General features: G+C 58.0%; 20 protein-coding genes. 2 read left to right on the forward strand and 18 right to left on the reverse strand.

Annotated elements, in window-relative coordinates:
• Nucleotides 1-170: 170 nt before the first annotated feature.
• Nucleotides 171-1,904: an arginine--tRNA ligase gene (gene argS, locus KGP25_RS14445; protein WP_008500436.1), complete on the forward strand. Its 1,734-nt coding sequence runs from the start codon at nt 171-173 to the stop codon at nt 1,902-1,904.
• A 76-nt stretch (nt 1,905-1,980) separates the two neighbouring features.
• On the opposite strand, the gene KGP25_RS14450 is transcribed toward argS, so the two are convergent.
• From KGP25_RS14450 to KGP25_RS14525, 16 genes are all read right to left on the reverse strand, one after another.
• Nucleotides 1,981-3,120 (reverse strand): glycoside hydrolase family 88 protein, encoded by a 1,140-nt coding sequence (locus KGP25_RS14450; protein ID WP_223540569.1) that lies wholly within the window; start codon nt 3,118-3,120, stop codon nt 1,981-1,983.
• 4 nt (nt 3,121-3,124) lie between these two features.
• A complete protein-coding gene (locus KGP25_RS14455) occupies nt 3,125-4,708 on the reverse strand; it encodes an MFS transporter (RefSeq protein ID WP_223539182.1) in 1,584 nt (527 codons plus the stop codon).
• Between the two features lie 262 nt (nt 4,709-4,970).
• Nucleotides 4,971-5,363, reverse strand: coding sequence for a flagellar protein FlhE (locus KGP25_RS14460; RefSeq protein ID WP_045908198.1), 393 nt, complete (start codon nt 5,361-5,363; stop codon nt 4,971-4,973).
• Nucleotides 5,363-7,441, reverse strand: a complete 2,079-nt coding sequence (gene flhA, locus KGP25_RS14465; protein WP_045908197.1) for a flagellar biosynthesis protein FlhA — start codon at nt 7,439-7,441, stop codon at nt 5,363-5,365. Before flhA ends, KGP25_RS14460 begins: the two co-directional genes overlap by 1 nt.
• On the reverse strand, nt 7,434-8,582 hold the full coding sequence (gene flhB, locus KGP25_RS14470; RefSeq protein WP_021240449.1) for a flagellar biosynthesis protein FlhB: 1,149 nt from the start codon (nt 8,580-8,582) through the stop codon (nt 7,434-7,436). The genes flhA and flhB overlap by 8 nt, the downstream gene beginning before the upstream one ends.
• A 148-nt stretch (nt 8,583-8,730) precedes the next feature.
• Nucleotides 8,731-9,375 (reverse strand): protein phosphatase CheZ, encoded by a 645-nt coding sequence (gene cheZ / locus KGP25_RS14475; protein WP_008500432.1) that lies wholly within the window; start codon nt 9,373-9,375, stop codon nt 8,731-8,733.
• A 10-nt stretch (nt 9,376-9,385) separates the two neighbouring features.
• Entirely contained in the window at nt 9,386-9,775 is a 390-nt protein-coding gene (gene cheY / locus KGP25_RS14480) for a chemotaxis response regulator CheY (RefSeq protein WP_008500431.1), read from the reverse strand.
• A 17-nt stretch (nt 9,776-9,792) separates the two neighbouring features.
• Entirely contained in the window at nt 9,793-10,842 is a 1,050-nt protein-coding gene (locus tag KGP25_RS14485; protein WP_090392328.1) for a chemotaxis response regulator protein-glutamate methylesterase, read from the reverse strand.
• Nucleotides 10,839-11,705 carry a protein-glutamate O-methyltransferase CheR gene (gene cheR / locus KGP25_RS14490; RefSeq protein WP_008500429.1) on the reverse strand — a complete coding sequence of 289 codons (867 nt, stop codon included), beginning with the start codon at nt 11,703-11,705 and terminating at the stop codon, nt 10,839-10,841. The genes KGP25_RS14485 and cheR overlap by 4 nt, the downstream gene beginning before the upstream one ends.
• Before the next feature lie 19 nt (nt 11,706-11,724).
• Nucleotides 11,725-13,326, reverse strand: a complete 1,602-nt coding sequence (gene tap / locus KGP25_RS14495) for a methyl-accepting chemotaxis protein IV (RefSeq protein WP_223539183.1) — start codon at nt 13,324-13,326, stop codon at nt 11,725-11,727.
• Between the two features lie 44 nt (nt 13,327-13,370).
• Nucleotides 13,371-15,038 (reverse strand): methyl-accepting chemotaxis protein II, encoded by a 1,668-nt coding sequence (tar, locus tag KGP25_RS14500; protein WP_063621994.1) that lies wholly within the window; start codon nt 15,036-15,038, stop codon nt 13,371-13,373.
• An 84-nt stretch (nt 15,039-15,122) separates the two neighbouring features.
• A complete protein-coding gene (locus KGP25_RS14505; protein ID WP_045372554.1) occupies nt 15,123-16,085 on the reverse strand; it encodes a spore coat U domain-containing protein in 963 nt (320 codons plus the stop codon).
• Nucleotides 16,082-18,466: a fimbria/pilus outer membrane usher protein gene (locus tag KGP25_RS14510; RefSeq protein WP_223539184.1), complete on the reverse strand. Its 2,385-nt coding sequence runs from the start codon at nt 18,464-18,466 to the stop codon at nt 16,082-16,084. The genes KGP25_RS14505 and KGP25_RS14510 overlap by 4 nt, the downstream gene beginning before the upstream one ends.
• Nucleotides 18,442-19,200, reverse strand: coding sequence for a molecular chaperone (locus tag KGP25_RS14515; protein WP_196347193.1), 759 nt, complete (start codon nt 19,198-19,200; stop codon nt 18,442-18,444). Before KGP25_RS14515 ends, KGP25_RS14510 begins: the two co-directional genes overlap by 25 nt.
• A 16-nt stretch (nt 19,201-19,216) precedes the next feature.
• A complete protein-coding gene (locus KGP25_RS14520) occupies nt 19,217-19,765 on the reverse strand; it encodes a spore coat U domain-containing protein (RefSeq protein WP_045908190.1) in 549 nt (182 codons plus the stop codon).
• A 12-nt stretch (nt 19,766-19,777) separates the two neighbouring features.
• Entirely contained in the window at nt 19,778-20,350 is a 573-nt protein-coding gene (locus KGP25_RS14525; protein ID WP_008500422.1) for a spore coat protein U domain-containing protein, read from the reverse strand.
• Between the two features lie 430 nt (nt 20,351-20,780).
• On the opposite strand from KGP25_RS14525, the gene KGP25_RS14530 reads away from it, so the two are divergent.
• Nucleotides 20,781-22,046 carry a dicarboxylate/amino acid:cation symporter gene (locus KGP25_RS14530; protein WP_111964836.1) on the forward strand — a complete coding sequence of 422 codons (1,266 nt, stop codon included), beginning with the start codon at nt 20,781-20,783 and terminating at the stop codon, nt 22,044-22,046.
• 96 nt (nt 22,047-22,142) lie between these two features.
• Here the strand turns inward: KGP25_RS14530 and cheW are convergent, their stop codons facing one another.
• Together cheW and cheA are read right to left on the reverse strand one after the other, a co-directional pair.
• Nucleotides 22,143-22,646, reverse strand: a complete 504-nt coding sequence (cheW, locus tag KGP25_RS14535; protein ID WP_008500420.1) for a chemotaxis protein CheW — start codon at nt 22,644-22,646, stop codon at nt 22,143-22,145.
• Between the two features lie 19 nt (nt 22,647-22,665).
• Nucleotides 22,666-24,702 carry a chemotaxis protein CheA gene (gene cheA, locus KGP25_RS14540; protein WP_069718977.1) on the reverse strand — a complete coding sequence of 679 codons (2,037 nt, stop codon included), beginning with the start codon at nt 24,700-24,702 and terminating at the stop codon, nt 22,666-22,668.
• Nucleotides 24,703-24,705: the final 3 nt, after the last annotated feature.

Genomic DNA, 24,705 nt, shown 5'->3' on the forward strand with positions numbered 1-24,705 from the left:
TCCCGCTTTTTATGACTGCATGTTTATGCACACCTTCTTAGCCTGGATTCTGAGCAATCTTCAGGCCCCGCGATGCTGACGGCAGAAGGCATTTGCAGTATACTCCCGCCCTAAATTCTCTAACTGGCGCGGGTGGTTGTGAGCCCGCATCAAAAAAGTAAGGTATCCAGGTGAATATTCAGGCTCTTCTCTCCGAAAAAGTCAGTCAGGCACTGATTGCCGCAGGTGCGCCTGCGGATTGCGAACCGCAGGTTCGTCAGTCAGCAAAAGTACAGTTTGGCGACTATCAGGCTAATGGCGTGATGGCTGTGGCTAAAAAACTGGGCATGCCGCCGCGACAGCTCGCTGAGCAGGTACTGACGCATCTGGATCTCGCCGGCATTGCCAGCAAAACCGAAATCGCCGGCCCGGGCTTTATCAACATCTTCCTTGAGCCTGCCTTCCTGGCAAGCCACGTTGACGCGGCACTGAAATCTGACCGTCTGGGTGTTTCCCAGCCGGAAGCGCAGACCGTCGTGATCGACTACTCTGCCCCGAACGTGGCGAAAGAGATGCACGTTGGCCACCTGCGCTCCACCATCATCGGTGATGCCGCGGTGCGTACGCTCGAGTTCCTCGGTCACAAGGTGATCCGCGCGAACCACGTGGGCGACTGGGGTACCCAGTTCGGGATGCTGATTGCTTACCTGGAAAAACAGCAGCAGGAAAACGCGGGCGAAATGGCGCTGGCGGACCTGGAAGGGTTCTATCGTGAAGCCAAAAAACACTACGACGAAGACGAAGCCTTTGCCGAGCGCGCGCGCAGCTACGTGGTAAAACTGCAGGGCGGCGATCAATACTTCCTCGAGATGTGGCGCAAGCTGGTTGACATCACTATGTCTCAGAACCAGCTGACCTATAACCGTCTGAACGTCACCCTGACCCGTGACGACGTGATGGGTGAAAGCCTGTATAACCCAATGCTGCCCGGCATTGTGGCTGACCTGAAAGCGAAAAACCTGGCGGTTGAGAGCGAAGGCGCAACGGTTGTGTTCCTTGATGAGTACAAAAACAAGGAAGGCGAACCGATGGGCGTGATCATCCAGAAAAAGGATGGCGGCTATCTCTACACCACGACCGACATCGCCTGTGCGAAATACCGTTACGAAACGCTGCATGCCGACCGCGTGCTGTACTACATCGACTCCCGTCAGCACCAGCACCTGATGCAGGCGTGGACGATCGTGCGTAAAGCCGGTTACGTGCCGGACAGCGTTCCGCTGGAACACCACATGTTCGGCATGATGCTGGGTAAAGACGGCAAGCCGTTCAAAACCCGTGCGGGCGGGACCGTGAAGCTGTCCGACCTGCTGGACGAAGCGCTGGAACGCGCCCGTCGTCTGGTGGCCGAGAAGAATCCGGACATGCCGGCCGACGAGCTGGAAAAACTGGCCAACGCTGTGGGTATCGGTGCGGTGAAATATGCTGACCTGTCCAAAAACCGTACCACCGACTATATCTTCGACTGGGATAACATGCTGGCGTTTGAAGGCAACACGGCGCCATACATGCAGTACGCCTATACCCGCGTGCTGTCGGTCTTCCGTAAAGCCAATATCGACGAAAGCGTGCTGGCGAATGCCACCGTGACCATCACGGAAGATCGTGAAGCACAGCTGGCAGCGCGTCTGCTGCAGTTCGAAGAGACGCTGACCGTGGTCGCACGTGATGGCACGCCGCACGTGATGTGTGCTTACCTGTACGATCTGGCGGGTCTGTTCTCCGGTTTCTACGAGCACTGCCCTATTCTCTCCGCGGAAAATGAATCTGTCCGCAACAGCCGCCTGAAGCTGGCGCAGCTGACGGCGAAGACCCTGAAGCTGGGTCTGGATACCCTGGGTATCGAAACCGTAGAACGTATGTAATGCAAAAAACCCGGCGCAAGCCGGGTTTTGTTTTGTAGCCCCGGTAAACGCAGCGCCACCGGGGATATCCACAGGTTCAGAAGTATTTCCGCAAATACTCCGTCAGACACAGTATCGCCATCGCCTGCCCATACGGCATTGAGGTCAGCGGGATCTGACGATAAAACTCAAGATCGCTCCCCATGCCCGTGCCGAACGACGTTTGCAACAGCTCGCCTTCCGGCGAGATATTCCTGACGATACCGCGAATTGCTTTTTCTGCCACTTCGGCATACTCCGCGCCAACATAGCGCTTGCGCACGGCTTTCAGAATGCCGTAGGCAAACCCTGCCGTGGCGGACGCCTCAAGATAAGAATGTGGATCGTCAAGCAGCGTGTGCCACAAACCACTCCCGTCCTGACACTTCGCCAGCGCGGCAATCTGCGCGTTCAATACCTGCACCAGGTAGCGGCGCACGGCGTTGTTTTCCGGCAGATCCACCAGTTCGAGGAAGTCCGGGATCACGATGGTGAGCCAGCTGTTGCCGCGCGCCCAGCGGGCACGGGCAAAGTTATGATTACCGTCATAGCTCCAGCCGTGGAACCACAGTCCGGTCTCCCGGTCCATCAGGTTCTGCACGTGCAGCAGGAATTGATACACCGCCTCTTCAACGTACTCCGGTTTGTTGAGCAGCTTGCCGATTTTCGCCAGCGGCAGCACCGTCATCATTAGCGTGTCGTCCCACATCTGCTGATGGTTCTCTTCCGCCAGGGTGATGTGCTGCATCCCGCCGTGTTCAGTGCGCGGCATCTCCGCCATCGCCCATTCCGCCCAGCTTTCCAGCCACGGCAGCCAGGCCTGATTTTGGGTCTCTTCGTAACGATAAGCGAGCGTCAGGAACGGCGACATGGTATTCACGTTTTTGGTGGTTGCGCCTTCCGCAAAGCGGTCGGCAAACCAGCTGTCGATGATCTCGCGCATACCTTCGTCGCTGGTCTGGCAGTAATACTGCCAGATACCATACAGGCCGACGCCGTGCGTCCACTCCCATCCGGCCCAGCCTTTGGTGTCGATCACGCGCCCGTCGTCCAGCCGCAGCAAAAATTCACCCGTTTTGTCGCGGATATTGACCAGATTATGCGTCACCTTTTGAATCAGCGATTTCAGCTCGTCCCGGGCGATAAAGCGCTCTGGCTGACGTAATAACGGGCTATGTTTGACAGGCCAAACTTTCATCATCTTAACCTCTGTTGTATGTCGAATTCAGTACCGCGCGATCCTTGAGAGAAGGTGCCGCTGGCTTATTGCGATTCAGATAACCGATGTTGTTATTGCCCCACAGTGACTCATAAGGCATGCCAGCCAGCATCTCGACGGTGGCGCGGGCGTGTGGCGTCGCTGACTCAGGCATCGCATGACCACTCTCACGCATTTTCGCGGTCTCCTCGCGCAGCGTGCTGTGGGTTTGCAAATTGAGTTTGAAGCGCAGGGAAACAAGGAAGCCGCAGAACAGCACCAGGATGGTGCCCACGCTCAGGATCATCAAAATGGTGTGGCTCACTTCCGCAGGCTGCACTTTCTGACCACTGACAAAGCCGGACATCTGCATCACGATGCCCACCAGCATCACCGCACCGGCCTGCGACGCCTTGCGGGTCAGGGTCATGATGCCCGCGAAAATCCCTTCGCGGCGCTGGCCGGTGATCACTTCATCCACGTCAGCAATGTAGGTGTAGGTATTCCATGGCACGTAGTTGATACCGCCACGACCCAGCCCTGCGACCGCAGAGATCAGCAACAGCAGAGCGTAGACGTCGCTCAGGCCAGCATAATAGAGTACGGCGTATGAGAGAGACGCCAGGCCAAACAGCACCACAACCATGCGGTAGGACGGTGCAGGCCCGAAGCGGATACACAGCGGGATCATGGCGATAACCGCAAGGAACTGGAAGATAGCCATCGTGCCCAGCAGACTGGACGCCATTGACGCTTCCTGCATCAGCACGAACACCACATAGTAGGTGAATACCGCGTTAAACACGTCCTGCGCGATATAGCCGCCGAGGTACATGCCCAGATGCTGACGGAAAATTTTGATGCGCAGCGTGGAGCTTAACTCTACGATCAGCCGGTTGAGGCTCTGCCCCAGCGTCAGTTTTTTCTTCTCTTCTTCAGCACGCAGCGCCGCTTCAGACCACTCTTCGCGCGGGCGCTCCCAGGTGAAGCACCAGACGAAGGTCAGCATCAGCGCGCAGAGCACAGAGAAGACCAGGCTTGCGTAGAAGAAGGAAACCGCGTTGTCTTTCCCGAAGTGGGTCAACAGGATCCCCGGGAGGAAGGAGGCGAGAATGGCGGACATCTGCGCCATAGAGATGCGCGCCCCGGAGAACTTCGTTTTCTGTTTAAAGTCGTCAGTCATTTCCGGCACCAGCGTTTCGTACGGCACCAGAATCATGGTGTAGACAATATCAAACACCAGATAGGTCAGCAGGTAATACCAGAAGCTCATGTCCCCAACCCACATCAGCGAGTAGCTGAACACGCACGGAATACCCAGCAGGATAAAGAATTTACGACGGCCAAAGCGCTTACCGAGCCAGGTCGTACCAAAGTTATCGGTTAAAAAGCCCATTAACGGGCTAACCACGGCATCCAGCACCCTTGCCGCGGCAAAGATGAACGTTGCTTCGATCGGTGTGAGCCCACAGAAGGTGGTATAAAAATATAAAAGCCAGGCCGCCGTCAGGGCGGTGGTACCCGCCCCAAGGAAATCACCTGATCCGTACGCAAGATAATTCGCGAGTCCAATTTTACGTGTTTTCATTGCCGTCAACCCTAATCAGTTTTGGGAGACTCCCTGCAAGCAAGCCTCGTCCGGGAGCTTTAATACGGCTACAGTAATTGCATCGGCTTGTTGATACCTTTCTGTTTCTGCCATTGCAAAGAGGGGGAATGGCAAAAATACAAAGAGTATGGTTACGCGCGTCACTGATTTATAAAACAGCGTTTCTTTTTGATCAAAAGGCGAGGTCAGTTTTGAGAGCCAGCCATCAAAATTGCCTGATGGCTGGTGAAAAGGCAGGGTGTTAGCGGTAGTTCACGATGACAGAATTGCTCTGCACCTTCAGCGCCGGGATCAAACGTCCTCCGCCCGGCACTTCCCAGATGAAACGCAACGGCTCAATAGCTGGCACGCCGTTGAACGCCTGCGTTGTTCCATTTTCGCCGTCGATTTCGGTACAGCGCGTCTGAGAGCAGAGGCGCACCCGCAAGCCCGCTGGCGTAGGGCCAATCAGCCGGTAGTTCCAGACCACAAGGCCCATCTGACCGGAAACCTCTTCCGAAGCCGACAGCGGGTTAGACGACATAGCAACACCGCGGTTGCTGAGGGTCACCCCCATGCTGCTCGCCTGCCAGGTACCTCCCCCGGCAGCCTGCGCTGCCAGTGGGAAGAGCACTATCCAAAGCCACTTACGCATTATTTTCCTCCAATCGTCGCGGTCATGCGGATATGACGGTTATCCGACAGCTCCAGATTCGACAGCACGACCAGCTGGTTCAGGCTGCGACGCAGGAAGCGCGACAGCAGCGGACGCAGCGCGTGGTTCACCAGCAGCACCGGCGGCGCCCCCAGCATCTCCTGACGCGCCAGCGCCTCCTGGGTTTGCGCCAGCAGACGGTCCGCCAGGCCCGGCTCCAGGCCGCCCCCGCCTTGCAGAGCCTGCAGCAGCAGACGCTCAAGCGGCGTATCGAGGCCGATGACCTGCACTTCTCCGGTTCCCGGGAACCACTGCTGGGTGATTGCCCGTCCCAGCGCCACGCGCACCACCGCCGTCAGCTCGTGCGGATCGCTTTGTATCGGCGCGTGCTCGGCAAGGGTTTCCAGAATGGTGCGCATATCGCGGATCGGCACCTTCTCGTCGAGCAGGTTTTGCAGCACCTTATGCAGCGTGGTTAAGGTCAGCACGCCGGGGACCAGATCTTCCGTCAGCTTCGGCATCTCCTGCGTGACGCGGTCAAGCAGCTGCTGCGCTTCCTGACGGCCAAACAGCTCCGCCGAGAATTGCCCAATCAGGTGATTAAGATGGGTCGCCACCACGGTACTGGCTTCCACAACCGTATAACCCTGGATCTGCGCCTGCTCTTTCAGCGCGCTTTCAATCCAGATCGCGGCCAGACCAAAGGCCGGGTCGATAGTTTGCTCGCCCGGCAGCGTGCCTGCGGCGGTGCCGGGGTTAATCGCCAGCCAGCGGCCCGGATAGGCATCACCGCTGCCGATTTCAACGCCTTTCATCAGGATGCGGTAGCGCGCGGGTGGCAGGTCCATATTGTCGCGGATGTGAACGACCGGCGGCAGGAAGCCCATGTCCTGGGCGAATTTTTTACGGATACTGCGGATACGACCGAGCAGCTCGCCGTCCTGCTGGAAATCGACCATCGGGATCAGGCGATACCCGACTTCCATTCCCAGGGAATCTTCGAGCTGAACGTCGTTCCAGGTCGCTTCAACGGCCTGGTTATTCTCCGGCATTTTGACCGGCACAGGTTCCGCTGCCGGTTTGGTTTCACGGCCACGCATCCACCAGGCAAGGCCCAGCAGCGCCGCCGTAAACAGCAGGAAAACGAGGTTTGGCATACCCGGCACCAGGCCGAGCAACCCGAGAACCGCCGCGGCCAGCAGCATCACGCGCGGGTTACTGAACAGCTGGCCAACCATCTGCTCGCCAACGTCCTGATCGGTGCTCACGCGGGTCACGATGACACCCGCCGCAGTGGAAATCACCAGCGCCGGGATCTGCGCGACCAGACCGTCACCGATGGTCAGCAGCGTATAGCTTTCCGCCGCGTGGCCCATGTCCATCCCGTGCTGCAACACGCCCACCAGCAGGCCGCCGACCACGTTAATCACCATGATCAGAATGCCCGCGATGGCGTCACCGCGGACAAACTTACTCGCACCGTCCATGGAGCCGTAGAAGTCCGCCTCCTGCGTCACTTCCGCACGGCGCTTTTTAGCTTCATCTTCAGCGATAAGGCCGGCGTTCAGATCGGCGTCGATCGCCATCTGCTTGCCGGGCATCCCGTCGAGCACAAAGCGCGCGCCCACTTCCGCAATACGCCCTGCACCTTTGGTGATGACCATAAAGTTGATGATCACGAGGATGACGAACACCACGATACCGATAGCGAAATTACCGCCCACCAGGAAGTGGCCGAACGCTTCCACCACTTTACCTGCCGCTGCCGCCCCGGTGTGACCTTCCATCAGGATGATACGCGTGGACGCCACGTTCAGCGCCAGTCGCAGGAGAGTGGTAAACAGCAGGATGGTCGGGAACGCGGCGAACTCCAGGGTACGCTGGGTGAACATCGCCACCAGCAGCACCATAATGGACAGCGCGATATTGAAAGTGAAAAGCAGGTCGAGGATGAACGCCGGGAGCGGCAGTACCATCATCGACAGAATTAGCAGGATCAGAATCGGCCCGGCCAGGATCTGCCATTGGGTCGATTTCAGGTTGCCGGGCAGGCGCAACATTGCCACCAGATTAGCCATCAGTGTCCTTCTCGTTCATAAAATCCAGCGCGGCAGGCACCGGAAGGTTCTCAGGTTTCACAGGCCGTTGACCGCCGGCCAGACGCCAGCGCTTCAATTGCCACACCCAGGCCAGCACTTCCGCCACGGCGGCGTAGAGTTGTCCCGGGATCTGTTGTCCAATATCCGCATGGCGGTACAGGGCACGCGCCAGCGGAGGCGCTTCCAGGATCGGCACGCGGTGTTCGGTGCCAATTTCCCGGATACGCAAAGCGATCAGCCCCGCCCCTTTTGCCACCACTTTCGGCGCGCTCATTTTGTTTTCGTCATAGCGCAGCGCAACGGAGTAGTGTGTCGGGTTGGTGACGATGACGTCGGCCTTGGGCACATCGTCCATCATGCGGCGACGGGCGGCGGCACGTTGCATCTGGCGGATACGCCCCTTCACGTGTGGGTCACCTTCCATCTGCTTATATTCGTCACGGATATCCTGACGTGACATCCGCAGTTTCTTGAAGTGGGTATAGAGCTGGAAGATCACGTCAAAACCCACCATCGGGATAATGCTGAGCACCACCAGCAGCGCGCAGAGTCCGACCAGATTCAGGGCATTGCTCATCGCGGTGAGAGGCGATTCGCTGATGAGACGCATCATTTCCGGCCAGTGGTACCAGAGGTAAAACCCCGCGGAGCTGCCCATCAACACCGATTTGAGAATGGCTTTGAGCAACTCGGCCCCGGTCTGTGCAGAGAACATTTTCGCAATGCCCGGCAGCGGGTTCAGTTTGGAAAATTTCGGCTGCAGCGATTTGGCGCTGAAGACCAGACCGCCGAGCATCACCGGCGAGACCAGCGCGACCAGCACAACCCCGGTGATCAGGGGCAGCAGCGCAACCATGGCCCCTTTAATCAGCTGGATAATCTGGCTGAGGATCAGATTCGGATCGTTGACCATACTGTGGTCAAAACGTAAGCCGGTCGACAGCATGCCCGCCAGCTTGCGGGCGAGCGACTCCCCGCCCCACCAGATAATGCACACGCCTACGATAAGGATCAGCAGGGAGGTCAATTCTCGGGATCGGGGGATTTGCCCTTCCTCACGCGCCTTTTCTAGTCGGTGGGGTGTGGGGGCTTCCGTTTTGTCGTCGTTCTCTTCTGCCACTGTGCACGCTCAGCCCATTACGTCACGGGTATCATGCCAGCGCAGCGGAAATCCAATGGCGGGAAAAGCCCGTTTATTCGGGCTCTTTTCGGTGATTTTGTCGCAAACCGCCTCAGAGGATGTCCATCCCCTGAGGCGGGATGGACCATCAGAAGCCGAGGCTGTCCAGCAGGTCGTCCACCTGATCCTGGCTTGCCACCACGCCCGCCTTGCTGGCGTCGAGCTGTGGACCATTGAGCAGGCTTTCGTTCTCGCGTTTTGGACGGGCTGCCGGTTCCGGGATGTTCTCCAGCAGCACCATCAGCAGCTGGCGCTCAATCTCCTGGATCACATCCATCATGCGCTTGATAACCTGACCGGTCAGGTCCTGGAAATCCTGCGCCATCATGATGTCCAGCAGCTGGGCATTGGTGAAGCTGGTGTGACCCGGCACATCCCCCAGGAACTGGCGGGTATCGGTCACCAGTTCGCGGGCATCCGCCAGCTCGATAGGGTTCTCAAACCACTCGTCCCAGCGTTTGGTCAGCGCTTTCGCCCCCTTTTCCATCGCATCCTGGTGCGGCTGCGACGCTTCAACGCTGTTCAGCGCACGTTCAGCGGCCTGAGCGGTCATCTGCACGACGTAGTCCAGACGATCGCGGGCATCAGGAATCGCTTCCGCCGCTTCGGCAATCGCCTGATCCAGACCCAGCTCACGCAGGCTGTCACGCAGCATGCGCGTCAGGCTGCCGATGCGGACGATGATGTCGCTCGGCGAGTGTTCTTCAACGGGTTTCATAGCAGGTTGCATCATAACCAACACCTCACATGCCGAGTTTCTCGAAGATCTTACCGAGCTTCTCTTCCAGGGTCGCCGCGGTGAATGGTTTCACCACATAGCCGCTTGCGCCCGCCTGTGCAGCGGCAATGATGTTCTCTTTCTTCGCTTCTGCCGTGACCATCAGAACCGGCATGGACGCCATTCCCGCATCAGCACGAATGGTTTTTAACAGTTCCAGACCGTCCATGTTTGGCATGTTCCAGTCGGAGATCACAAAACCAAACCCGCCAGCCTGCAGTTTGTTCAGCGCATCAACGCCGTCTTCTGCTTCTTCAACGTTGTTGAAGCCCAGCTCTTTCAGCAGGTTGCGCACAATGCGACGCATGGTGGAAAAGTCATCCACAACCAAAAACTTAAGCTCTTTATCCGCCATAAAATAATACTCCTGAGTCAAATACGTATTGCCTGTCCGGCACTGATTTTCGCCAGCATCTGCTGGCTTACCTGGCTAAGATCGACCACTTCGCTCACGCCACCCATATTGATGGCCTCGCGCGGCATGCCGAACACCACACAACTTGCTTCATTCTGCGCAATCGTCCAGGCGCCAGCCTGGTGCATTGCAAGCATTCCGGCGGCACCGTCGTTGCCCATCCCCGTCAGGATCACCCCCACGGCGTTGCGCCCCGCATGTTTCGCCACCGAATGAAACAGCACATCCACCGACGGACGGTGCCGGTTGACCGGCGGTCCGTCATGAATTTTGATTTGATAGTTAGCGCCGCTGCGCGCCAGCTCCATATGCTTGTCGCCCGGCGCGATATAGGCATGCCCCGGGAGCACGCGCTCGCCGTCTTCCGCCTCTTTCACGCTGATCTGGCACAGCTTGTTCAGGCGTTCTGCGAACGAACGGGTAAAGCCTGGCGGCATATGCTGAGTGATCAGAATACCCGGACTTGAGAGCGGCAATGGCTGGAGTACATGACGAATTGCCTCTGTTCCTCCGGTTGACGCCCCAATGACCAGCAGTTTTTCCGAGCTGAGTAAGGGACCGGCCTTCAGGGTCGTCGGCGCGGCCATCGGCGTGTGGGCGGCAAGCTTCGCCCGCGACGCGGTGCGGATCTTCTCGGCGATCATCTCGCTGTAGGCCAGCATCCCTTCACGGATGCCGAGCTGCGGCTTGGTGACAAAATCCACCGCCCCCAGCTCCAGCGCGCGCAGGGTGATTTCCGATCCTTTCCCGGTCAGGGAGGAGACCATCACCACTGGCATGGGCCGCAGCCGCATTAATTTTTCGAGGAAATCTATGCCATCCATGCGCGGCATCTCGACATCCAGCGTTAGCACGTCGGGGTTATATTTTTTAATTAAATCCCGCGCTACCAGCGGATCAGGCGCGGTTGCCACCATCTCCATGTCGCTGTGGCTATTGATAATTTCAGTCATGATCTGACGCATCAGCGCTGAATCATCGACAGACAATACCCTGATTTTACTCATGCTTTTTCCTTACTCAGCGCATATACCGTTTGCCCACGCAGGCTAAACTCACGCACGAGGTTGCTGAAGTTTTCCGAGTGCCCGGCAAACAGTAAACCGTCAGGCTTGAGCAACGGAACAAACCGACGCAAAATGTCCTGTTGCGTCGTTTTATCAAAATAGATCATGACGTTACGGCAAAAAATGGCGTCGAAAGGCCCCGGCACGTTGTACTGCTTATCCAGCAGGTTAACGGGCGCGAATTCGACGCAGTTCGCCAGCTCCTGGCGTACGCGTACCAGGCCTTCATGCGGGCCCGTCCCGCGCATGAAATAACGCTGCAGCTGCTGCGGCGACAGCGTTTTCAGTTCATCCTGGCGATAAACGCCGTTACGCGCCTTCTCCAGCACTTCGGTATCGATATCGCTGGCGTAGACCTTCCAGCGGCCGGGTGCCATCCCCAGCGTATCGGCAAGGGTGATCGCCAGCGAGTACGGCTCTTCACCCGTCGAGGCGGCCGCACTCCAGACGCGATACTCCCCGGTGCGACGGCGCGCATGCTCGGCCAGAACCGGGAAGTGGTGAGCCTCGCGGAAAAACGCCGTCAGGTTGGTAGTTAACGAGTTAATAAAAGCCTGCCACTCTGCGCTGTTCTGGTTCGCCTCGAGCATGCTCAGATAGCGGCCAAAATCATCCAGTCCCAGCGTACGCAAGCGCCGCACCAGACGGTTGTAGACCATGTCCCGCTTATGATCCGCAAGCACGATCCCCGCACGCTGGTAGATTAACTGACATATCCGACGAAAATGCGCGTCGGACAGCGCGAGGCGCTGTGTCATCTGCAACAATAATGACGTTTGCCCAGGGGGCATTGGTGATGTCATAGCGCCTTCTTAATTACATTCAGGATACAACTGGCACGGCCTGCGACCGCCCGACTTCTGTTACTGCTTCAACGTGCTCTTTCACATTAAATACCGCGACCAGCCCGGTCAGACGATCCGCCTGGCTGGCCAGCTGATCGGTTGCCGCTGCCGCTTTCTCAACTAACGAGGCGTTCTGTTGCGTCACCTGATCCATCTGGCTCACCGCCTGGGCAACCTGCTCAATGCCGCGACGCTGTTCATCCGACGCCGAGGCAATCTCGCCCATGATGTCGTTCACCCGCGTCACGGAGGTGACGATTTCGTGCATGGTTTTCGCCGCAGTATCCACAAGCGTTGAGCCCTGCTGAACGCGTGAGACCGACTCTTCGATCAGCACCTTAATTTCTTTCGCCGCGTTGGCGCTGCGGCTCGCCAGGTTACGCACTTCACCCGCCACCACCGCAAACCCGCGCCCCTGCTCCCCGGCACGCGCGGCTTCCACAGCGGCATTCAGCGCCAGAATGTTGGTCTGGAACGCGATACCGTCAATCACGCTGATGATGTCACCAATTTTCTGTGAACTGGTGGCGATCTCCTGCATGGTACTGGCGACGTGGGACGCCTGGTCGCCGCCCTTCTTCGCCGTCATCGCCGCCTGTTTTGACAGGTCAGACGCCTGACGCGCGTTATCGGCGTTCTGGCTTACCGTCGCGGTCAGCTGCTCCATACTGGCTGCCGTCTGCGCCAGCGAGGCCGCCTGCTGCTCGGTGCGGGACGAGAGATCGTTGTTACCCGCCGCAATCTCTGAGATCCCGGTGTGCATGGCATAACTGCCCTGACGCACGTCGGATACCGTTTCCCGCAGCGATTCCTGCATCGCCTTCAGGCTGGCAAAAATTGCCGAAATTTCGTTCTTGCCGAACACCGCCACCGGACGCGCCAGGTCGCCTTTCGCAATACTGTCGAAGTGGCTGCTGATAATCGCCAGCGGCTGCACAATCATCCTGCGCGACCAGAGCAGCGCGGCACCGGTCAGCAACCCTGCCAGAATCACCACCACGGCAAAGATGACGCCCGACATGTGATAGCTTTGACGGCTCTGGTCACCGGCACGCTGTACAGACTGGTTAATATCCTGCTGCCACGCGTTAAAGCTGCCGTCAAACGCGGCCTGCGAGGCCTGAACCGGCGCGGTCATAAAGTCCGACAGCTGGTTGTTCTCAAGCCACGTCGCCTGATGGTCCAGATCGCTGTACCACTGTTCAAAATGGGTCTTCATGGCGGCCTTCAGCGCTTTCTCTTTCTCGCTACCGGTGGCCTGTGCCGTAAAGGCCTTAAACTGTGCGTCAGCCTGTTTCAGGCTGTCGCGCGCGGTGGCCATCAGCGCCTTAATGTCATCCGGCGGATAACTTAGCGCGGTTAAGGTTCCCGCCTTGTTCAGCGCAGTGCTTGCCTGCAACAGCACGGCACGGGTTTGTGCCAGTGCGGAGCGCTGCTGATTACTCGCCTCAACGTCCTGCAAATTCTGATAGCCATCGCGAAACGCCCAAAAAGACAACCCGTTACTGCCAACCTGCAACACACCGCAAAGGATCAGAATCAAAAACAGTGTGGTCGAGATACGAATACGATTTAACATCCACGCTCCCATCAAGCGGCAAGCAGCCGCGGTTTAATTGTCAGTCAAAATGTTTCCCAGTTTTCATCTTGTCCGGTCGTCGCGGTACGCGTACGGTTTGCAGCCGGTTCAGCGGCTGGCGCGCGGTACGTCGCCTGCGGGGTGACCGTGTTTCCAGCGAGTGAAGCGAGACGAAACGCCGAGACCGCCATCTTCAGACGGCTTGCCTGGTCTTCCAGCGCAGCGGCCGCCGCAGCGGACTCCTGCACCAGCGCGGCGTTTTGCTGTGTCACGCGATCCATTTCCGATACCGCCAGAGCAACCTGGTCGATACCACGACTCTGCTCATCAGACGCAGAGGCGATTTCACCCATGATGTCCGTCACGCGGGTGACAGCATTCACGATGTCATTCATGGTCTCCCCGGCGCTTTCCACCAGCACGGAGCCGGTATCCACGCGGGAGACGGAATCTTCTATCAGCGACTTGATCTCTTTTGCCGCATTGGCGCTGCGGCTGGCCAGGTTGCGCACTTCCCCGGCCACCACGGCAAACCCGCGTCCCTGCTCGCCCGCACGCGCCGCTTCCACGGCGGCGTTCAGCGCCAGAATGTTGGTCTGGAAGGCAATGCCGTCGATGACGCTGATGATGTCGGCGATTTTCTTCGAGCTCTCGGCGATGTCGTGCATGGTTTTCACCACACCATCCACCACGCGGCCGCCACGCTGTGCCGTCTCGGAGGCGCTTTCCGCCAACTGAGACGCCTGGCGGGCGTTATCGGCGTTCTGCTTCACGGTCGCGGTGAGCTGCTCCATGCTGGCCGCCGTCTCTTCCAGGGCGGACGCCTGCTGTTCGGTGCGCGAAGAAAGGTCGTTATTGCCCATCGCAATTTCGCTGGTGCCGGTATAGATGGCATCCGTGCCGCTACGCACGTTGGCGACGGTATCGATAAGAGAACGCTGCATATGGTCAACGCTGTTTGCCAGCTCGGTGATCTCATTGCGCCCGGACACGGTCAGCGTTTTGGTCAGGTCACCGCCGGCAATGTCACGAATGTGGGCAATGACGCGACCGAGAGGGTTCAGCAGGATATGGCGAATGCCGTACCAGACCGCAATCAGCACAATGACCAGCGCCAGCGCCAACACCGCCATCTGCCATTTCGCAAAGCGGTAGTCATTCTGGCTTTCAGCAAACGCGGAGTGATACAGATCGCCACTGACCTTCGCGTACTCCCCCAGCGCCGCGCCGAGGGCGTTTTGCATCCCCTGCGTCGGCTGCGCGAAATAGGCGTCCATGTTGCCGCTCTCAAGGAACTGAATCAGCTCTGCCAGACCGGCATGATAGGCGTTGTATTTTTCGTCAATGTTCTGGCTCACCTGCTCCATCGCAGGCTGCGGGGTAATCTTTTTGAAGGCGTCGTAATGTTTTGCGGCGTCAGCGAGGGTGGCACGGGCATTTTTCAACAGATCGGTTTTCGCGCTGCTCTGCTGATTGTTGGGATCCATCATCATGCGCGCGGACGAGCGGCTCAGGTTGATACGAGTTTGCAGCATCAGATCCCACGTTGAGGTGAGCTCACTCTGCTGCAGGCGGAGATCGTTCGAGGCCGCAAAGCTGTCCTGGTTCTGTTTTAATGACGAGAAAAAAAGCCCGCCGGAGATGAGCTGAAGAAGTGCGAAAATGACCAGCACCATCATGAGCATTGTGACAACGCGGATACGGTTCAACATACAACACCTTCTCATAGATTTATTAACGGTGTTATCGGCACAGCCAACAGGAACTTTACATTTGCGAAAGGGAAAAGCGCGGGGTTAGAAAGCCACGTCGACAATCAGCGTATCGGTGTAGGTTCCGGCGGGTGGCGTGGCCTGATTGGTCAGCACTTTCGCGGTGTAGTTGTAGGTACGCAGGAGACCATCGGTACTGACCTGCGACGACGTCGCGCTGGTCCAGCGTTCGCTGCCGCTGCCGCCCCAGCGGTTACCCGTGGCTTCTTTATAGATGTCATAACTCAGGTAGTTACTGCCGCTTACCATCCGGCGCACGTTATTCAGCGCGTTAGCACCGTTGTTAATGCCGATGGTATACGTACTGCCTTTGGTACAGGTGACGGCAATCGCCTGCGAGACGGTAGGGAAACTTTGCACCAGCGGCGCGCTGTTGAAGTTGACGTCCGGCGTGGTCATGGCGCTGCAGTCGTTGGTCACGGTCAGGTTAAGGAGAATGGTGGTCGTCGCCGTGCCCGTCTGATTGATTGTGCAAATACCGAGCGCGCCCACGGAGCAGACGCTGTAGTTAACGCTGAAGGTTAACTGCACCTGATACGGCCCGGCAGAAACGTTCTGTCCGGCGACGGTACGGAAATAGAGCGGGATGTTGTACTGCTTTGAACCCAGCAACCCCAGCAGCGTATTCCCGCTCCAGGTATACGATTTACTTATCTGTACCTCACTGCTGCTCGCGCAGCCCGCGAGTCCGCACAGCCGGGTGGGGATCACGTCCGTGATGGCCGCGTTGTCCGTGCGTTTCATGGTGGCCCGACTGCTGCCCGAGACCGATGCCGCGGTATAGGTCAGCGTCACCGAGTCGCTGGTCAACAGATTCAGTATGGCATCGCACGCCACCACCAGCGTGCCGGTGGTTTCCACCTCCCCGGTTCCGCTGAGCGCAAACGACGTGACGCTGCCAAACGAGGCGTTGACCGTACTGACGGTACACGCCGCCCAGCCGCCGCCGGAAAACAGCAGCAGTATCAACAGCAGCAGGCGCTTCATGGCGCCTCCCGGCACACCAGCGGACCGTAGGTTTGCAGCTTGTGCTCCGGGTTGGCTCCCACGGTCAGGGTAGCCCTGCAGCGTTTTCCATCAGGCGCGATCACCTCCAGCGGGTTCACATCGCTAAGATTTTCCAGCCAGGCGATGCCGTCATACCCCACCACCGCATTGCTGCGCGAAGCGCGTCGGACCTGGCTTCCCACCGGCAGCGCCTGGCCGCGTACATCGTGCAGAATGACGCTTGCCACCCGCTCCTGCTCCATTGGGAAATCAACCAGATAGCCGCTGTGACGCCGGATCGCGATCCGCCGCTCGGTCTCTTTCAGACGGGTATCCGCCGGCAGGTTCAGGGTATCAATGCGGTAGCTAGCCGGATAATACGCCGACACCCCGCTGACCAGCAGGTAACCGTTGTTATTCGTTTTACCGACGGGCTGATTCTCATAGCTGACGGGCACGTCCGGATGACCGTCGGTACTGATGACGACAAACGCATCGTTGATCTTATTCGCGGCAAACAGCTCGCCGTCCATCAGAACAATCGCGCCCATCGCCTCGCCCCACCAGGTCATCATGTCCCTTTCGCCGTAGCCGCCGCCCTGCAGTTCAATATTGTTATTACGCCAGCCCAGCGTGCCCTGTTGATAGTCACTGGATTTTGACTGGTTGGCCCAGGCCATGTTCCAGCTAAAGCCGCCGTCAGACGGCATAGCGTGGTTGTAGTTGATGCGCTGGGTACTGCCGGCATCCGGGGTGTTTTCAACGGTGAACGCGGCGCTGTCGCGTGCCCCCAGCGGCACCTGCAGCGACAGCGCGACCGTCCAGTCTCCCCGCTGCTGGTCCCGGCTCCCGGCGAGATAAATACTGCTCGCCCCCCACAGATTGCGGCTCCATGAGAGATTAAGCAGCTCGGTTTTTTGACTGTCAAAACTTTCCACGCCGATCCAGGCCGCGCCGATGTTGCCGTACTGTCCCAGGTTGAAGGTCAGAGAATACTGGTCCGTGTTGCGGCTGAAGCTGGCGATGGGTTTATTGTTCTCGTCATACACCGTCGGCTGGTCGTAAAGGGCCAGATTGCCAAAACCGCGGTCACGGCGCGTGTGCTGGGTGGCGACGCTGAACTCGCTGGTGCTGTACTGGTAACCCCAGTTGATTTGCCCGCCCGTATCCCCGCGCATGCGGCTCTGCGAGTAAGCGGTATTCACCACACCAAACTGGCCGAGTTTTATCACCGTCCCTGCCCCGCCCAGCGCCAGCTCCTGCGCCCCTTCCGCATGCCCTTCCAGGGTCAGCCAGTCCGTCACCCCGTAGCGATACGAGCCGCTGCCTGCCGCGGAGCCGTAGTCAAAATTCCTGATACCGTAATTACGCCGCAGGCTACCCAGCGTCGCGGCGCCGTCGCTCAGCCCTTTTTTAAGCAAGTCGCTGGTGACGTAAAACGGCAGCGTGGTGCTGACCTGTCGCCCCAGCGCATCCGTCGTGACCAGCACCGCATCCCCGGCGCCGTTGATATAGGGCAGATTGGTCAGGGTGAAGGGGCCCGGCTGAAGCTGGGTTGAGCCGGAGCGATACCCGTTGATAAAAAGATCGACCGAGGTGGGTACCGCCGCTTCCCCGGCGAATTCGGGCAGGGGCCACGTCACCAGGTCAGGCCGCAGGGAGAAATCCCGCCCGACGCTGATCCCCCCCATCCGCACGCTGGAACTCCAGCTCAGCGCATCGCTGATCACGTCCCCGACGCTCCAGCTCATCGCGTCATCCTCATTGGTGAACAGCAGGGTCGTGTCATAGCGGACATATCCCTCCTGCTGCCCCTCGTTGCCGGTGAAATTTTCCCGGGCATAGCCGGTGGAGGAAAACGAACCGTTCTCGTTAAAGTAGCGGAACTCATGCCAGAGAGACGCCTGTCCGCCGATATGCTCCGTGTGGTTGGTGTAAAGATCGTAATTGAGCAGCGCGCCGCGTCCGAAGTGCGGTTTGGCCTGCGTCACTTGCGCGCTGAACGGCGTCACACGGGACGCGACCCAGTCGCGGGGAACGGTCAGCAGCAGGCGCTGCGCGGCGCTGTCGTACTCGACCCTCACCTGAGAAAGCGAAGAGAGATTTACCTCTCCGGCAGGAACATGTTCCGGTGGCAGCCCCGCGCGCAGCAGGTCGGCGCTGGAGATAAAGAAAGCGCCTTTACGCTGCGTCACGGGCACGACCAGACCGGTGTCGTAGTGGTTAAGCACGAGGGCAAGCTGGAAGACCGCTTCATCATGTATCGCCTGTGCCTGGGGCGGCGGCGGCAGGCTGTCATCGCCGGGCTCAGCCCAGGTCGCGGAACTGACGCAAAGCAGTATCATCATCGCCGGCTTCAGTTGACGGGCGTCGACTGCCATTGTGCGTCCCTGGCATTAATCTGCGCGCTCATCCGCTCCGGCTGACGAACGCCCGCGGGTACCGGCCAGCTACGGGTGCTGCCGGGAAGTACGTAACCCAGCAATCCCTCCGCAACCGTGCGTTTCTGTCCTCCCTGCTCCAGCGCCACCTGGCTCAGCCTGACATGCACATCCCCCCGATTCCGGACCTCCAGTGCCGGCTGCCCATCCGTTCGCGTCACCCGCCAGCTCAGGTTCCGGGTCTCCACCAGCGCGTGATGCGCCCCCTCTTTTATGGTCGGGATCCCCTGACCATACACAAACAGCGGAATGGAGTAACGCATCTGCAATTTGAGGCCGATGGTGGGTTCTGCTTTGGCATCAGGCTGAGGAATTTCATCCACGATAATGCGGTAGGCTTGTTCGATGCCTGCGGGAACGGGAGCTTGCTTAATAAGGCGGATAAGCTGCTTGCTGCCTGTGCCAATCGTGACGATGGGCGGGCTGGCGACCACATCCTGCTGTGCGGTGTAGCGCTCGTGTCCGTCCTCCTGTTTCCAGCGCACAATGCGCACCTGCATCGTTGTGGCGCTGTTTCCCTGGTTCTGGATCCACAGTTCCGTGGCGTTGGCGTCTGCCGCAAGCCACGGGTCGATCGGCCAGAGCAGAATGGTGGCTGCCGCCTGCGCCTGACCGGTTGCCACAGCCATTCCCAACGCGCCCGCCAGACAAACAGGTCTGAAAATTGGCTTCATCAACACTCTCCCTTTATTACCATGACAAGGTCACGGTGAGCTGATCGGAATACGTTCCTGCCGGGCTAAATCCGGTCAGTAGCGCCACGCCAAAAAGCGGCAGCGCGATGTTATTGCTGTTGCTATAGGTCACCGGTATCGCCTGGTTGACGCCAATTTCGCTGTTCGCGGCCAGTGAGCTGCTGCTGTAAAGCCGGTATCCCACCACGTCGGCGCCGTTCGAGCGTTTCATGCGGCGAACGGTTGAATAATTCTGGCCGCCATTAATGCTCATGCTCAGCGCCACGCCTGGCGTGCAGGCGATAGATAAGGCCCCGTTTGGCACAAAACTGGTGCTGACCGGTGCGCTCTCGACGCCGTTATGGGTGCCAAAATCCAGCGTCCCGAGAAGCCCTCCGCTGCCGGTCGTCACCACACATCCCGGGACGATGGTCGCGCTGACTTTAAAGGACTGTGATGTCACCGCATTCGCCGCAGGCGTCATCAGCAATCCGACGATCAGCGCGAAAAAAGGCTGCACGTGTCCCTCTGCGCATATGCGCAGACCTGTGAGAGTTGCCTTCATGGCGGTGCAGAACTAATAGGTGACGCTGACGTTAATCGTGTCGGTGTAGGTTCCGGGTACGACCGTTACGCTGTTACCGCCGCCGGTAATACGTCCGTAGAGGGTGTAACTGTCCACCCCTCCCGCCGTAGAGGCGATCGGCAACGCGGTGTTATTGGCAATCACGCTGTTAAACCCGCTATCGCTGTACAGGCTGTACGCCACGCCCTGTGCCGCGTTGGCGGTGTTAACCAGATAGCGGGCAGGTGTTCCCGGGGTGCCAACAACGGTACCGGGAGCGGTGGAGTTGGTGTTGCCGGTGATCGCCACCGTATAGCTGGCGGTCGTACATTGAATGGTGAAGGTGTTTCCGCCGCTGGCGCCGGTGAGCTGGGTGGTCAGAGTGGAAAACGTTGCGGGATGGGTGCCGAAATCCAGTGTCCCGAAGTTAATGCCGTTTTGCGTGGGCGATCCGTTTATCAGACAGCCGTTCGTGAGTGTCAGCGTCGCGCCGATGGTGCCGCTACTGGTGACGGCCAGCGCCTGATGGACCGTTGTCGCAGTCAGTAAGGTGCCTGCGCAGATCAAAAGGAGTTTTCTTTTCATTTACCACCCTCCAGAAGACGTCTCCGTTCCCTTGCCACATTTTATTTATTTCGTTCAAGATGTTAGCCCCGCTTAATGTTCCTCTGAGGGGGGTTATTGAGAATTTAGTTTACGGATATCGCTTCGACCACCTGCCCCTTAACGCATAAGCACTTTGTCTTATTGACTTCTTATTTCCTTAAATAACATGTAGTTAAAATCATTTTTTCCGCTTTTTTAATTTATTTTCTGAGAATATATCCATTAAAGTGTGATGTAGATCACAATATATCGTCATGGCAATAACAACAAAATTAATAAAACTTAAAAAGGAGTTGTATCCCCCTACGCTTTGCGTCAATTTATGTGCCGAATAATTTCCCGCGTCGTAATAAAAAATTTATATGTATCGCCGCGGGCTACATCTGAAGCGCATAGAGGGTCTTTTTTCGTGGCAAGTGCAAACAAACTCACACTCTTCATCGTGATATTCATGCTGGCGGGTATTCTTTCAGGGGCAGCAATTCATGAATATGCATCTGCGGATGCCATCAAAGCCTGGTCGGATAATATTACCCTTCTGACCGATATTTTCCTCCGACTGATCAAAATGGTCATTGCCCCCCTGGTGTTCAGTACGCTCACCGTCGGCATTATGAAGCTGGGCGAAACCTCTACCATTGGCCGCGTGGGCGGCAAAGCGATGGTATGGTTTATCAGCTCATCCGTGCTCTCTATTCTGGTCGGCCTGTTTATCGTCACGCTGGAGCATCCGGGAAGTGGGCTGAACCTGACCATCCCGACCGAGGCGGTGGATACCGGTCTGGCCGTTGGGGGCATGACGCTGAAAGCGTTCCTGTCACACACCATTCCAACCAGCATCGCGGGGGCGATGTCGAACAATGAGATCCTGCAGATTGTGGTGTTCTCCATGTTCTTCGGCATTGGCGGCGCGTCGCTTGGGCAGAAATTCAATGCCCCACTGGTGGCTGCGCTGGACGTGGTTTCCCATATCATGCTGAAGGTCACGGGTTATGTGATGTACGTTGCGCCGCTGGCCATTTTCGCGGCAATCTCCTCCGTTATCGCCACGCAGGGTCTGGGTATTCTGTTGAACTATGCCTCCTTTATTGGCGGCTACTATGTTGCCATTCTTCTCACCTGCATGGTGCTGCTGGCCGTGGGTTACATGGTGCTGAAAAAAGAGGTATTCCGCCTGGTCAGCATGCTGAAAGATCCGGTGCTGGTGGCGTTTACCACCAGCAGTTCTGAAGCGGCCTACCCTAAAACGCTGGAGCAGCTGGAGCGTTTTGGCTGCTCGCGCAACATCGCCTCTTTCGTGCTGCCGATTGGCTACTCCTTCAACCTGGTGGGGTCGATGGTGTACTGCTCTTTCGCCTCAATGTTTATCGCTCAGGCTTACAACATTCACCTGAGCTTCTCTGAAGTGACGGTGCTGATGCTGACCCTGATGCTGGCCTCAAAAGGGATTGCGGGCGTACCGCGCTCCTCGCTGGTGGTGCTGGCCGCGACGATCCCAAGCTTCAACATTCCGGTCGCTGGTATTTTGCTGCTGATGGGGATCGACCACTTCCTGGACATGGGCCGTTCCGCGATTAACGTGTTGGGGAATGGTATTGCGACCGCGATGCTTTCGCAGAATGAAGGTGCGCGGGAAGCGGACGCTGAAGCTGAGCTGGTAAAGCAGGAAGCGTAATGGCATGAAAAAGCCGGATGGCGGCTTCGCCTTACCCGGCCTACAAATGGCTCGAACACGTAGGCCGGGTAAGCGTCAGCGCCACCCGGCTTTGTTTTAGGCTACGTGACTCGCGGCGATATCCAGCAGCGCCATCTCATCGCTGTTCAGCAGCTTCTCAATGTTCACCAGAATCAGCATACGCTCGCCGAGCGCGCCCAGACCGGTCAGGTATTCGGTCGACAGCGTGACCGCAAACTCCGGCGCAGGACGAATCTGGTCAGAGGTCAGGGAAAGCACGTCAGACACGCCATCCACCACGATACCTACCACGCGCTGCCCCAGGTTCAGAACGATCACCACGGTGTTGTCGTTGTAGTCAACGTCGCCCTGGCTGAACTTCACGCGCAGGTCCACGATGGGCACAATGACGCCACGCAGGTTGGTGACACCTTTAATAAACGCAGGCGTGTTAGCGATGCGGGTAACCTGGTCGTAACCACGGATTTCCTGCACTTTCAGGATATCGATGCCGTACTCTTCATCGCCTAAAGTGAATACCAGAAATTCCTGTCCTGATGGCTCGCCCGCCAGTTTCGTTACATTACTCATACCGGTCATGTTATTACCTTCTACTTAATCAGGCGGCTGTGTACGCCACACGTTGTTCACGATTTAATCCCTGAAGCGCCGACACGTCGACGATCAGCGCCACGCTACCATCACCCAGAATGGTGGCGGCAGAAATACCCGGCACTTTGCGGTAGTTGCTTTCGAGGTTCTTCACCACCACCTGGTGCTGGCCAATCAGCTGATCGACCAGCAGCGCATAGCGGCGGCCCGCGCTTTGCAGGATCACCACGATACCCTGCGTGGCCTCGGTCTTCGCCCCGTCCACTTCGAACACTTTCCACAGTTCCACCAGCGGCAGGTACTCACCGCGAACCTCGAGCACGCGCTCGCCGCCCGCCAGCGGATGCAGATCTTCCTCACGCGGCTGCAGGGATTCCATCACCGCGTTCAGCGGCAGGATAAAGACTTCGTCCGCCACTTTGACGGACATGCCGTCGAGGATCGCCAGCGTCAGCGGGAGCAGGATGCGAATGGTGGTGCCGGACCCCTGTTTAGACTGGATTTCAACGTGGCCGCCCATCTCCTGGATGTTACGTTTCACCACGTCCATGCCCACGCCGCGCCCGGAGACGTCGGTCACCTGCTCTGCGGTAGAGAAGCCCGGCGCGAAGATCAGCATGCCCACTTCTTCGTCGGTCATGTTTTCATTGACCGCCATCCCCTGCGAAATCGCTTTTGCCAGGATGCGCTCGCGGTTCAGACCGGCGCCATCATCGGTCACTTCGATACAAATGTTCCCGCCCTGGTGTTCCGCAGAGAGAATCAGGTTGCCGACCGGCGATTTCCCGGCGGCAATGCGGTTTTCCGGCAGTTCGATACCGTGGTCGAGGCTGTTACGCACCAGGTGCGTTAACGGATCAATGATGCGCTCGATCAGGCTCTTATCCAGTTCGGTTGAGCTGCCCATCAGGGTCAGTTCAATCTGCTTGTTCAGCTTGCTGGCAAGGTCGCGGACCAGACGCGGGAAGCGGCTGAAGACATATTCCATCGGCATCATACGGATGGACATGACCGATTCCTGCAGGTCGCGGGCGTTACGCTGCAGCTGGCCCATGCTGGTAATCAAATCCCCGTGGGTGACCGGGTCGAGTTCGTTTGAACGTTGCGCCAGCATCGACTGGGTGATCACCAGTTCGCCCACCAGGTTAATCAGCTGGTCAACCTTCTCAACGGCAACACGGATGCTGGTCGACTCGCTGGAGCGCGCGGCAGGTTTTTCACCACGGCCCGGTGCAGCAGCTTCTTTTGGCACCGCCTTCAGCGCCGGGGCCGCAGGGGCCACAGCCGGTGCGGCGGCCTGGGCGACAACAGCCACCTCTTCCGCAGCCACAGGGGCGTCAACCGCGACAGTTTCGGTTTCGAAGGCGATTTGATCGGCTTCAATCACAAAGCACAGCACCGCCACGATATCGTCCTGGCCAATACCGTCATCAAGCGTCGCGGCCAGGCTGTCTTTGCCTTTTACCACGTTGCTTAATTTCGCCAGGTTACCCAGCTCTTCTTCCAGCAGGTTAACTTCATTCTCTTTCAGGCGAGACAGCACAACGCGCAGCTTGCCTGCCGGTGCGTCAGCAGGGGCAGACGCCTGCGCGGCAACCGTATCCACAACGCTCAGTTTTGCGGCAGGAACCACGGCTGCGGCAACCTCACCTTTTGCTTCCAGCGCGAGCTGGCGCAGCGCATTGCAGATGTATTCAAAGCTGGCGGCATCAGGCTCTGCCGAACTTTTATAGGCGTCGAGCTGTTCCTGCATAATATCTTTGGTTTCCAAAAACAGGTTGATAATGTCGGTATTGAGCTGCATCTCACCGCGTCGTGCTTCATCAAGCAGGTTTTCCATTAAATGGGTCGTTTCCTGCAGGATGGTAAATCCAAACGTTCCGGCTCCGCCTTTAATGGAATGCGCCGCACGGAAGATGGCATTGAGCTGCTCGGAATCCGGTGCTTCGGGCACCAAATCGAGCAAGTGTTGCTCCATATCGGCCAACAATTCGTCGGCTTCATCAAAGAATGTCTGGTAAAAATCGCTAATATCCATGCTCACGCT

Source organism: Enterobacter sp. JBIWA003 (assembly GCF_019968825.1).
In the GTDB taxonomy this organism is placed as follows: Bacteria; Pseudomonadota; Gammaproteobacteria; order Enterobacterales; family Enterobacteriaceae; genus Enterobacter; species Enterobacter quasiroggenkampii.